Source organism: Bacillus sp. ISL-45, from assembly GCF_018613195.1.
Classification (GTDB): Bacteria; Bacillota; Bacilli; order Bacillales; family Cytobacillaceae; genus Mesobacillus.
Window position 1 is genome coordinate 400,440 of sequence record NZ_JAGGQQ010000004.1, and the last position, 11,184, is coordinate 411,623.

Annotated in this window: 11 protein-coding genes; 5 read left to right on the forward strand and 6 right to left on the reverse strand. The window is 42.1% G+C overall.

Annotation, left to right across the window (positions count from 1 at the left end):
• Position 1: 1 nt before the first annotated feature.
• The 4 genes from J7E35_RS04840 to J7E35_RS04855 all read right to left on the reverse strand — a co-directional run bounded on the left by J7E35_RS04840 (position 2) and on the right by J7E35_RS04855 (position 4,792).
• Positions 2–1,372 carry a dihydrolipoamide acetyltransferase family protein gene (locus tag J7E35_RS04840; RefSeq protein WP_214777458.1) on the reverse strand — a complete coding sequence of 457 codons (1,371 nt, stop codon included), beginning with the start codon at positions 1,370–1,372 and terminating at the stop codon, positions 2–4.
• 50 nt (positions 1,373–1,422) lie between these two features.
• Complete coding sequence (locus tag J7E35_RS04845; RefSeq protein ID WP_041965621.1) at positions 1,423–2,400, reverse strand: alpha-ketoacid dehydrogenase subunit beta; 978 nt, start codon at positions 2,398–2,400, stop codon at positions 1,423–1,425.
• A gap of 3 nt (positions 2,401–2,403) precedes the next feature.
• Positions 2,404–3,519, reverse strand: coding sequence for a pyruvate dehydrogenase (acetyl-transferring) E1 component subunit alpha (gene pdhA, locus J7E35_RS04850; RefSeq protein WP_214777460.1), 1,116 nt, complete (start codon positions 3,517–3,519; stop codon positions 2,404–2,406).
• Positions 3,520–4,117: 598 nt separating this feature from the next.
• On the reverse strand, positions 4,118–4,792 hold the full coding sequence (locus tag J7E35_RS04855; RefSeq protein WP_214777462.1) for a YkyA family protein: 675 nt from the start codon (positions 4,790–4,792) through the stop codon (positions 4,118–4,120).
• 248 nt (positions 4,793–5,040) lie between these two features.
• Here J7E35_RS04855 and J7E35_RS04860 point away from each other — a divergent pair, with 248 nt between their 5' ends.
• The 3 genes from J7E35_RS04860 (at position 5,041) to def (ending at position 6,216) form a co-directional block, all read left to right on the forward strand.
• On the forward strand, positions 5,041–5,166 hold the full coding sequence (locus tag J7E35_RS04860) for a YjcZ family sporulation protein (RefSeq protein WP_214777464.1): 126 nt from the start codon (positions 5,041–5,043) through the stop codon (positions 5,164–5,166).
• Between the two features lie 110 nt (positions 5,167–5,276).
• Positions 5,277–5,432, forward strand: coding sequence for a hypothetical protein (locus J7E35_RS04865; RefSeq protein ID WP_214777466.1), 156 nt, complete (start codon positions 5,277–5,279; stop codon positions 5,430–5,432).
• A gap of 229 nt (positions 5,433–5,661) precedes the next feature.
• The gene (gene def, locus J7E35_RS04870) at positions 5,662–6,216 is read left to right on the forward strand and encodes a peptide deformylase (RefSeq protein WP_214777468.1); all 555 of its coding nucleotides are present in this window, start codon (positions 5,662–5,664) and stop codon (positions 6,214–6,216) included.
• 559 nt (positions 6,217–6,775) lie between these two features.
• Here def and J7E35_RS04875 read toward each other — a convergent pair.
• Complete coding sequence (locus J7E35_RS04875) at positions 6,776–7,546, reverse strand: Cof-type HAD-IIB family hydrolase (RefSeq protein WP_214777470.1); 771 nt, start codon at positions 7,544–7,546, stop codon at positions 6,776–6,778.
• Positions 7,547–8,191: 645 nt separating this feature from the next.
• Here J7E35_RS04875 and J7E35_RS04880 point away from each other — a divergent pair.
• Both J7E35_RS04880 and rnjA read left to right on the forward strand, forming a co-directional pair.
• A complete protein-coding gene (locus tag J7E35_RS04880) occupies positions 8,192–8,404 on the forward strand; it encodes a DNA-dependent RNA polymerase subunit epsilon (protein WP_214777472.1) in 213 nt (70 codons plus the stop codon).
• A gap of 3 nt (positions 8,405–8,407) precedes the next feature.
• A complete protein-coding gene (gene rnjA / locus J7E35_RS04885; protein ID WP_214777474.1) occupies positions 8,408–10,075 on the forward strand; it encodes a ribonuclease J1 in 1,668 nt (555 codons plus the stop codon).
• 138 nt (positions 10,076–10,213) lie between these two features.
• On the opposite strand, the gene J7E35_RS04890 is transcribed toward rnjA, so the two are convergent.
• On the reverse strand, positions 10,214–11,164 hold the full coding sequence (locus J7E35_RS04890; RefSeq protein WP_251009441.1) for a DUF4349 domain-containing protein: 951 nt from the start codon (positions 11,162–11,164) through the stop codon (positions 10,214–10,216).
• Positions 11,165–11,184: the final 20 nt, after the last annotated feature.

Consider the following 11,184-nt stretch of genomic DNA (forward strand, 5'->3'; position numbering starts at 1 on the left):
ATTACCCCTCCATTAACAATAGTTCTGGATCGTTCAACAGGCGCTTGATGTGGTTCAATGCATGCTGTGCAGTAGCGCCGTCAATCATTCGGTGATCGAAGCTTAAGGAAAGCGCCAATACAGGAGCGGCAACTATCTCACCATCTTTAACAACTGGCTTCTCAGCAATGCGTCCGATACCGAGGATCGCTACTTCCGGATGGTTGATGACTGGAGTGAACCACTGTCCGCCAGCAGAGCCGATGTTCGTGATTGTGCAAGAAGCACCCTTCATTTCATCAGGTGACAGCTTTCCGTCACGAGCTTTACCAGCTAACTCATTAATTTCATTAGAGATTGAGAATACGGATTTGCGGTCAGCTTCTTTTACGACTGGAACAAGCAAGCCTTTTTCCGTGTCCGCAGCAATTCCGATATTGTAATAGTGCTTGTGAACGATTTCGCTTGTAGCATCATCTAATGATGTGTTCAATGCTGGATATTCACGCAATGCACTTGTTAATGCTTTTACCACATAAGGAAGGAATGTAAGCTTGATTCCTTTATCTGCAGCTACTTCCTTGAACTTCTTGCGATGAGCGACAAGCTTTGCTACATCCACTTCGTCCATTAGTGTAACATGTGGAGCTGTATGCTTGGAATTAACCATTGCCTTAGCAATCGCTTTTCTGATTCCGCTCATCTTTTCGCGTGTCTCAGGGTATTGTCCTTCTGGAATCGCCTGAGCCGCTGCAGCTTTAGGTGCCTCATCAGTTTGTGCTGCCTGTGCTTGATCTGCTTGTGGTGCAGCTGCTGCAGGAGCACCTCCGCTTAGGAAGCTGTCGATATCATCCTTCACGATGCGGCCATTCTTGCCTGAACCAGCAACCTGACGAATGTCAACGCCTTTTTCACGTGCATATTTACGGACAGATGGCATTGCCACGATATTACGGTTTGGGTCAACCTCTGCTTGTGGTGCAGCTGCTGCGCCAGCACCAGTCTGGCCTGCAGGAGCAGGAGCATCTGCTGCTTCTTTCTCGATTTTTTGTCCGGATTCTAAAGTAGATTGAACCTGGGCTTCTGTCTTTTCCTGTTTAGGCTGTTCAGCAGGTGCATCTTCTTCTTCACCTTTGAATTTAAGGTGCTCGTAGCCAGGAGCGTCGAAGGTTACAAGAACCTGTCCTACTGTTGCTACTGTTCCTTCTTCTACTAAAACCTCTTCGACTGTACCAGCTACAGGTGAAGGAATTTCTACTACTGCTTTGTCATTCTGCACTTCGCAAAGTACATCGTCTTCCTGAACTTTATCGCCAGGTTTTACGAACCATTTGACTATTTCACCTTCGTGAATACCTTCACCGATGTCTGGCAGCTTAAATTGGAATGCCAATGGAATTCACCCTCCTAAGTTTTTCAACCTTATTAATTTCAGTATTTAATTTAGAACGTAAGTACTTTTTTGGCTGTTGCAATTACATCTTTGTAGTTAGGCAGCCATACAGATTCTGCTTGAGAGAATGCGAAAACTGTATCTGGAGCTGTCACACGCAATACTGGTGCCTCAAGGCTCAGGATTGCACGATCATTGATTTCTGCAACAATCTGTCCGGCCATACCAGCTTGTTTTTGAGCTTCCTGCACGACTATCGCTCTTCCTGTTTTTTCAACAGAAGCGATGATTGTTTCAATATCGAAAGGCATTACAGTTCTTAAATCGATTACTTCTACAGAGTATCCTTCTTTTTCAAGTTCTTCTGCTGCCTTTAATGATTCATGGACCATAGCGCCATAAGTGATAATGGACAGGTCTTTCCCTTCACGCTTAACATCTGCTTTCCCTAGAGGGATTGTGTATTCTTCCTCTGGTACTTCCTGACGGAAAGAGCGGTAAAGCTTCATGTGCTCTAAGAAAATGACTGGATCATTATCGCGGATTGAAGAAATCAACAATCCCTTTGCGTCATAAGGAGTTGAAGGAATTACGACTTTTAGGCCAGGCTGCTGTGCGACCATTCCTTCAAGGCTGTCAGCGTGCATTTCTGGAGTATGTACGCCTCCCCCGAATGGCGAACGGATCGTAACAGGTGAGCTGTAGCGGCCGCCTGAACGGTAACGCATACGAGCCATTTGCCCTGCAATAGAATCCATAACTTCGAAGACAAAGCCGAAGAATTGGATTTCAGGAACTGGACGGTAGCCTTGCAGCGCAAGACCAATTGCCAATCCGCCGATACCTGATTCCGCTAGAGGTGTATCGAATACACGGTCTTCACCAAATTCATTTTGCAGGCCTTCAGTAGCACGGAATACACCGCCGTTTACGCCTACGTCTTCCCCGAATACAAGTACGTTTGGATCGTTCTTCATCTCTACGCGAAGAGCGTCTGTAATTGCTTGAATCATTGTCATTTGAGCCATGGCTTACTTCGACTCCTTCTCTTTATATATTTCATATTGCTCTTTTAAGTAGTCTGGCATTTCATCATACATGATTTCCATAAGGTCAGTTACTTTTTGCTTAGGAGTATCATCCGCTTCTTTGATAGCGTTTTTGATTTCTTCTTTTGCTTGTTCGATTGTTTCGTTTTCCATTTCTTCAGTCCACAGGTCCTTCTTCTCCAGGAATTTACGGAAACGTACTAGTGGATCTTTCTTTTCCCATTCATTGTCCAGATCGGATGTACGGTAACGAGTTGGGTCATCACCAGCCATTGTGTGAGGACCATAACGGTAAGTCATTGTTTCGATCAATGTAGGGCCTTCGCCATTAACTGCGCGCTTACGTGCTTCAAGAGTTACAGCGTAAACAGCAAGCGGGTCCATTCCGTCAACCTGGATACCAGGGATACCTGCAGCAACTGCTTTTTGAGCAATTGTCTCTGCAGCAGTCTGCTTTTCTACTGGAGTAGAAATGGCGAAACGGTTGTTTTGTACGAAGAAGATTGCCGGAGCTTTGTATGCACCTGCAAAGTTGATACCTTCGTAGAAGTCACCTTGAGAAGAACCGCCATCACCTGTGTAAGTAACAGCAACCGCTTTTGTTCCGCGTTTCTTCATTCCAAGTGCTACACCTGCTGCCTGGATATATTGTGCACCAATGATGATTTGTGGTGAAATGACATTTACACCTTCAGGAATTTGATTACCCTTAAAGTGTCCGCGTGAGAATAAGAAAGCTTGCGTAAGCGGAAGTCCATGCCAGATCATTTGCGGCACATCACGATATCCCGGAAGGATGAAATCTTCTTTCTCAAGTGCGAATTGAGATGCAAGCTGGGAAGCTTCCTGTCCTGCTGTAGGAGCATAGAATCCCAGACGTCCTTGGCGGTTCAATGAAATTGAACGCTGGTCCAGAATCCTTGTATAAACCATGCGCTTCATTAATTCTTGTAATTGCTCATCAGAAAGCTCAGGCATAGCCGCTTCATTTACGACTTCGCCCTCTTCATTCAAAATCTGGAACATCTCAAATTGGCTTTCAATCTTTTCGAGCTGCTTCATTGCATCAACAGTGTTGTTTTTTGTTTTAGATGCCATCAGAGCCACCTCTTCCTTTCATACTTCATGAATTTTAAATTGAATATACAAAAATAGGTTACCCAATATCAGGATAAACTTCCCCGGGTTTCTAAATACCTGTCAGAGCTGAATTGTTTTTTCTTAGGGGTTTATGATTGCTTCAAGAGAGTTTTATAAAACAGCTCGTACCTGGAACACCATATGAACACACCATTCTTTAGTTTTCCACAGATCCACCATAAAAAAACTTTTATTTCTCCATTCTAGCACCAGAAATTCTGTATCAGTGGAAAAGAAAAATAGAGTAATACAATCCGCTCATTCGTTTTTTAGTTTACATCACCAAAATAAGTCCGTCAAATACTATGTTTCATCTTTTTTAATTTTATTCACTATCTGTATGTTATTATCTCAGAAAAACAACTGTATTACTTTTTATTAATTACTGTACTATAATAAATTACTTTTAATTCAGACTGTATTAGTGCTGTAAAAGGGTATTTAAAAGGCATATATCGTTAATTTCCATGGATATGTACCCGGCCTCTTTAAAATGGACTTTCTTCCAAGCAACAAAAAAAGCCGCTTAATCTCAAAGCGGCTCACTTCTCACTCATTATTTTTCCTGATTTGAACTAACTTCTATTCCAGCATTTTTGTAAAAATCCATCTTCTCTTGATTATACTGGTCTGTCTTATCATTGAATTCCTGATTGTCATTCAAGACAGTTTCATATACTTCATTCACTTTATTGATCTGTTCTTCAAGTTTTTCAAAGCTTAATTCCTTATCTTTAAGCATTTCATAAAGCTCTTTGTCATATTGAAGGCCTTTTTTATAATTTTCGTACAGCTTATCGTGGGTTTCATATCTTTCTTTCATAGTTGCCTGCAGTTCAGTTGCCTGCTTCTTTAGGTTTGCGTCATCAATTTCCTCGATGATTTCATCTACTTTCCCAAACTCTTTTTCGGATTCATCTATACTTTCTTTTTCTTTCTCAATATGCTCTGCGCGTTTGTCAGCTAAAGCAAGCGCCTCATCTGCCAGCTTCACAATTTGATCATATTCCTTCATTCCAAGTGAAATGATTTTCTCATAAATCTCTTTTTCCTTCTTTTCCAGCTCAACAAGTGGGTCCTGCTGGTCCTCAAACCCCTTTTCAATTGAAACAACCTTTTCAAGTGCTTCAAACATCTTCTCTTCTGGTGATTGCTTGTCCAGACACCCAGCTAGACTGAAAACTCCAGCCATCATAATAATAGCTAAACTTATTTTTTTGACTATGGACAAAATAATAACCTCCTCATTAATACCAATTTTACTATAGCGATTGCGGCGAGATTTGACAACAGATATGAAAATTCGCGGGATGAATTGTTAAGACTGGAAGTGGCGTATGCTTGTCCTTACCCTATATATATACCTACCTCTGGCTGTTTATGCTCTAGGCTTAAGCCTATACCTATATTTTTCTCTTGCATAGGCTATAGCAATCGACCGATTTAAGGGCGAAAAACACAATTGAGGAGGTTTTCCTGATGCACGGTTACGGATATGGATGTGGTTATCCTGTTGCAGGAGCAGGATATGGTAGTGGATTCGCTTTGATTGTCGTATTGTTCATCCTTCTGATTATTGTTGGCTGCGCCTGCTGGAAGTTTTAATTAGTAATAGCGTAAGCGCCTTGGTCAACCCCGATAAGCGCTGCCCGCCTATAACGCCACGTCCTGTGGCTGGCGGGTCTAGCATATCGTGTGCCACGGATGGCCTGCCGATGAAGTCGCTCTTTGACTTCATTTGCAGGACCGAAATCGAAAAGTATAGCCGACTGCCCAGAAACGCAGAAACTGGAGACTCCGCCAAAGAAGCGCTTTTTGCTTCTGCCGGCGGAGTTGAAGTTTCGGAGTTTTTAGGAGGCGACACTAGATAAACGACTCGAGCTGCGCAAAGCTAACGCTTCTCGCAAGATACTCGGAAGTAGCACAAGCAGAGATGAAAACTGGCTAGCGCTGGAGCTGGACACCAATCTTAAGGCTAAATGCTTTCTTATGCAGTTAAGAAAGAGGGAGGGCAAGTCCCTCTCTCTTTTAACATTTCTAGTTAACTTTTTACTGTTCATTTGTTAGACTTAACATTATTACATACTAGAGGTGAAGTTAATGTTGACGATGAATGATATCGTCCGTGATGGACATCCCGTGCTCCGAAAAGTCGCGGAAGAGGTTCCTATGCCCCCTTCACAGGAAGATAAGGAAGTGCTTGAAAGCATGATTGAATATGTTAAAAACAGCCAGGACCCAGAAGTTGCCCAAAAAAATGGGCTCCGTCCCGGAATCGGTCTTGCTGCACCACAAATAAATGTATCGAAAAGAATGATTGCTGTTCATGTAACTGACGAAAAAGATAATTTATTGAGCCATGCCCTTTTCAACCCAAGAATCATCAGCCATTCAGTGGAACGTTCCTACCTTGCAGCCGGTGAAGGATGCCTGTCAGTTGATGAGTCGATCCCTGGATATGTGCCGAGATATGCCAGGATAACCGTAAAAGGAATAGATCTTGAAGGAAATGAAGTAAAACTTCGCCTAAAAGGCCTGCCAGCGATTGTCTTCCAGCATGAAATCGATCATTTAAACGGCATCATGTTTTACGACCACATCAATAAACAAGATCCATATACAGAAATTCCCGATGCAAAACCAGTTGAAAGATAAAAGCCGAATCCTGAGATTCGGCTTTTTTGTGGCTTTAACCACTTTAATAACATTGAAGGCATAAGCTAAATCAAAGTCATTTATGACAGGTTTCCGGTTTCACCCTGTTAACCTGTCTAAATTGCGATGTTTTCTTAACAGCTTTCCTCTGGTTTGATTCGAACCTGTCTTTATTCCGGTACATTTTTGCCAGCTTTTTCTCTAAATGGGCTTAAACCTGTCATAATTACCACGGTTTCTTGACAGCTTTTCAGGTTTTTGGCTCAAACATGTCATAATAATCACGGTTTCTTGACAGCTTTTCATTATTACACCGTCAACATGTCATAATTCCGGGGGGTTTCTTGACAGCTTTTCCTGCATCCCGCTCAAACCTGTTTTCGTAAAGATTGTTGTTAAAATCCTAAAGCCGATTTTAACGTAATGTAAGCCATTTTGCAGGTCGGTATTTAGTTTGCATGCTCTTTTCTCACAAAAGAATCAACTTTTCGAATAAAAATAGGCCATTCAATCCTATTTTGTAGTCAATAGCAACAAAGTTTGAGAAAAGAGCTTTATTCTAAATCAAATCCAGCTCTTTCAAACCGTGCCAGATTCCATCGTCATCTACATCCCGGGTAACCATATTAGCGAGTTTCTTCAATTCAGGAACAGAATTGCCCATGGCAACCCCTGTACCGACTGCTTGAATCATCTCAAGGTCATTCAACCCATCACCAAAAGCGTATACATCTTCCCGTTTGAAACCTAATCGCTCCACCATCTTCTTGATTCCTTCCGCTTTAGACCCTCCCGCTGGCAGAATATCAACAGAGTATGGATGCCACCTGATAAAGTTAAACTCAGGATAGGTCTCCCTATAATACTTTTCCTGGCCTTCTTCGCAGAACAATAGCGTTTGGTAGAGGTCCCGATCTACATAAAATCGGTCATCATGTTCAGGATGGGCGAACTTCAGGTCACCCAGGCTTTTTTCAATGTATTCGTGGTGCTTCACTGATGATTTCATCGTCATATTGTTCATAAAAACGACTGGATGGCCCTTATCTGCAGCTTCAAAATAAAGTTCTTCTATCTTTCCATTATTCAATGGATTCTGGCTGATTGGCTCCCCTTCAAACACAACATATTGTCCGTTAAAACTTACAAAAGAATCGATCTCCAGCTCTTCTCTCAGGTATTCGAACATAAATGGAGCCCTCCCTGTAGCAATGGCTACAAAAACCCCATTATTTTTTAATGTAACAATTGCCTCTTTTGTAGAATCCGGCAGATTTTTATCATGGTCCAACAGTGTACCATCTATATCAAAAAATACGATTTTGCTCATGATCTTCTCCTTCGATGCTATGATTAAATTATTTTCTTACTTATTGAGCTGTATTATGTAATCCCGGTAGTCTACCAAATCGTTGCGTGCATGTACAGAAATAAGAAGTCTAAATCTGTGTCAAAACAATGACAATTTGTGTCATTCCATCAATACCCATGAAAAAATTTGCTATTTCATCATATAATATAAACAAAAAGATAGGAATTTGAAAAATAATCTTAGTTAAACTTTTCCTTGTTTACTTTACTTTGGACAAGGATAGTTTAAAATAAGAACTAAGGAGATGATCCACTATGTTAAAGAAGCTAAGAAAGAAGCTTTTAAAACAGTGGAAAGATTTGCTTCGAAAAAAAACAATCGCTTAACTTTTTGAGCCCTTCAAACTTGCGAAGGGCTCCTTCCTTATTGTAAATTGGTTAATAGCGGAAAAACATGGCACGATGGATAATAACAATGGTGACATTGTTAATTTTTATATATGGCGGATTTCGTTTATTGTTTTGACAGAGTTATGCTTTACCTACAAAATCAGTTCGTCTACCTTTGGTATATCCCAGGCAGGGAATCGCATAACTCTGCAAAATGTGTCATCGGAAATTGCCTATAAAATAGAAAAAGTTAATTTAAGGAGAGAGATTTTTAATGATTTTTAAAGTTTACTTCCAGGAATCCAACAAGCAAGTACCAGTTCGCGAAAAAACACAAACCATTTATGTGAAAGCCGACACTGAAAGAGATGTAAGGACAAAAATAGCTGATCGCCAATATAATATTGAATATGTCGAGGCAGTTGAGGGTAACTATTTTGAGTATGAGAAACAAAAAGAAAACTTTGAAGTATTGGAGATCGAATAATTTATGAAATTCGTTAAAAATGACCAAACAGCCGTTTTCGCGCTCGGTGGACTAGGCGAGATCGGCAAGAATACCTATGGGGTGCAGTTCCAGGATGAAATCATCCTGATCGATGCCGGCATAAAATTCCCAGAAGATGAATTACTGGGTATCGATTATGTTATCCCCGACTATTCCTACCTGGTAAAAAATGAAGACAAAATTAAGGGCCTGTTCATTACCCATGGCCACGAGGACCACATCGGCGGTATCCCTTATTTGCTGCGCGAAATCAATGTTCCAATCTATGGCGGCAAGCTGGCACTCGGCCTGATCAAAAACAAGCTTGAAGAGCACGGTTTGTTGCGAAAAGCGAAGCTGATCGAAATCAAGGAAGACGACATTATCAAGTTCCGTAAAACTTCGGTCACTTTCTTCAGAACAACACACAGTATTCCCGATTCATATGGTGTAGTAGTGAAAACGCCTCCTGGCCAAATTGTCCACACAGGCGATTTCAAGTTTGATTTTACACCGGTAGGTGAACCAGCCAATTTGACAAAAATGGCTGAAATTGGCAAAGAAGGTGTCCTTTGCTTACTTTCGGACAGTACAAATGCCGAGGTTCCGCACTTCACGATGTCTGAACGCCGTGTTGGCGAAAGCATTCATGATATTTTCCGAAAAGTGGATGGACGGATCATCTTTGCTACTTTCGCTTCCAATATCCACCGCTTACAGCAGGTTGTTGAAGCTGCGGTCGCAAACGGCAGAAAAGTTGCCGTATTCGGACGGAGCATGGAATCAGCGATCAATATCGGACAAGAACTTGGCTATATCACTGCGCCAAAGGATACATTCATTGAAGCACAGCAAATCAACAGACTCCCTGCCAACCAGGTAACAATCCTTTGTACCGGAAGCCAGGGCGAGCCAATGGCTGCTTTATCAAGGATTGCGAACGGTACACACCGCCAAATCCAAATTCAGCCTGGCGATACAGTAGTGTTCTCGTCTTCTCCGATCCCTGGTAATACCATCAGCGTTAACAGGACAATCAACATGCTGTCACGTGCAGGTGCAGATGTTATCCACGGTTCATTGAATGACATCCATACTTCAGGACACGGTGGTCAGGAAGAGCAGAAATTGATGCTTCGTCTGATCAAACCGAAATACTTTATGCCAATCCACGGGGAGTACCGCATGCAAAAGATGCATACGAAACTCGCTACTGATTGTGGAGTTGCTAAAGAGAACTGCTTTATCATGGATAACGGTGAAGTACTTGCTCTTGGCGATAACGAGGTTGGCGTAGCCGGGAAGATTCCTTCCGGCAATGTCTACATTGACGGAAGTGGAGTTGGCGATATCGGGAACATTGTTCTTCGCGACCGCCGAATCCTGTCCGAGGAAGGCCTTGTTGTTGTAGTAGTTAGCATCAATATGAAGGAATTCAAGATTGCTGCAGGTCCTGACCTGATTTCACGCGGGTTTGTCTATATGCGCGAATCTGGCGACCTGATCAACGACGCACAAAGCCTGATCAATAAGCACTTAAATAAAGTAATGGAAAGAAAAACAACTCAGTGGTCAGAAATCAAAAACGAAATCACTGATACGCTTGCACCTTTCCTCTACGAAAAAACAAAACGCCGTCCAATGATCCTGCCGATCATTATGGAGATTTAAAAGAAAAACCGTTGCGAGTGTCGCAACGGTTTTTTTGACGCCTTGTTCAGGAAAACACAATTTCGTTGTGAGTCATTACAAGTGTTTCCTACCCCTGTTCAGCAGCCTAACCTATCAAGGCACTTGCACTTCTTATCCTCAGCTATCGGAATCTACATTATTATTTTGTCCTTGCACAGCTTTCTTTCTGACAAAATATATGATGGCAGCCACAATCACTCCTACAATTATGAGGATAGGGAGGTTGCCAATAAGGAAAACAATGATTCCTGAGCCTGCCGCCAGCAGGATGTTGATATTATCAGCAAACTGCTTTTTAATTTTTTGCCAGGTGTTCAAGCTGTCGTTATCTATTTTCGGGACTGGCACTTCATTTTCTTGCAGAGTGATGGTAACTGTTGAAAGTGCCGTCTGGTTTTCGAGGTATTTCTTCCTTCCCGCTATTTGTTCAATCTGTTCCTGAACATCTGCCAGGTCCGATGAAATCTTCAAGAGATCCTCTGTTTTCTGAGCCCCTTTCATAAACTCAAGTAATCTGGCTTCGACAGCTCTTTTCGATTTTAACCTGGATTCCAGGTCTACATACTCCTCAGTAACGTCCTGACCGCTCACACGGCGATTGTTAACTTGAACAGAAAGACCTTCGGCGTCAGTTAAGAATGCCTGGAAATGTTCCTGTGGGATTCTGAATGTCATCGTGCCACTTTGCTGCTCGTCATCATAACGGTTCGAATCAGATTGTACTATATAGCCATTGTAACGCTTGACCTTTTCTTCAAGGGCACTTCGCGCATTTTCAAAATTTTTAACCCTGATATCCATTTCAGCATTATAGACGACCATCCGCTGAGCAGCCGATTCATCCGCACCCTTGTCGGACTGTCCCTCTGCTTCCGGTTTCTCTCCAGCGTCAGCAACTTGTTTTTCATCTTCTGAAAAGCTATTTTCCTCATTTACATTTTCCATGTCAGCAGCAGAGTTCATATCACCTTCAGAACTCATCTTACTATTTTCCTGTGACATCCCCCCGCTGCAGCCTGCCAGCAAAAGTACAAACAAAATACTCATAATAAATACTTTTTTCAACAATGAAAGGCCCCCTTGAAACA

Coding starts and splice junctions, on each gene's coding strand:
- J7E35_RS04845 (WP_041965621.1), bottom strand. CDS start 2,400: ATGGCTCAAATGACAATGATTCAAGCAATTACAGACGCTCTTCGCGTA.
- pdhA (WP_214777460.1), bottom strand. CDS start 3,519: ATGGCATCTAAAACAAAAAACAACACTGTTGATGCAATGAAGCAGCTC.
- J7E35_RS04860 (WP_214777464.1), top strand. CDS start 5,041: ATGCACGGTTACGGATATGGATGTGGTTATCCTGTTGCAGGAGCAGGA.
- J7E35_RS04865 (WP_214777466.1), top strand. CDS start 5,277: ATGAAGTCGCTCTTTGACTTCATTTGCAGGACCGAAATCGAAAAGTAT.
- def (WP_214777468.1), top strand. CDS start 5,662: ATGTTGACGATGAATGATATCGTCCGTGATGGACATCCCGTGCTCCGA.
- J7E35_RS04875 (WP_214777470.1), bottom strand. CDS start 7,546: ATGAGCAAAATCGTATTTTTTGATATAGATGGTACACTGTTGGACCAT.
- J7E35_RS04880 (WP_214777472.1), top strand. CDS start 8,192: ATGATTTTTAAAGTTTACTTCCAGGAATCCAACAAGCAAGTACCAGTT.
- rnjA (WP_214777474.1), top strand. CDS start 8,408: ATGAAATTCGTTAAAAATGACCAAACAGCCGTTTTCGCGCTCGGTGGA.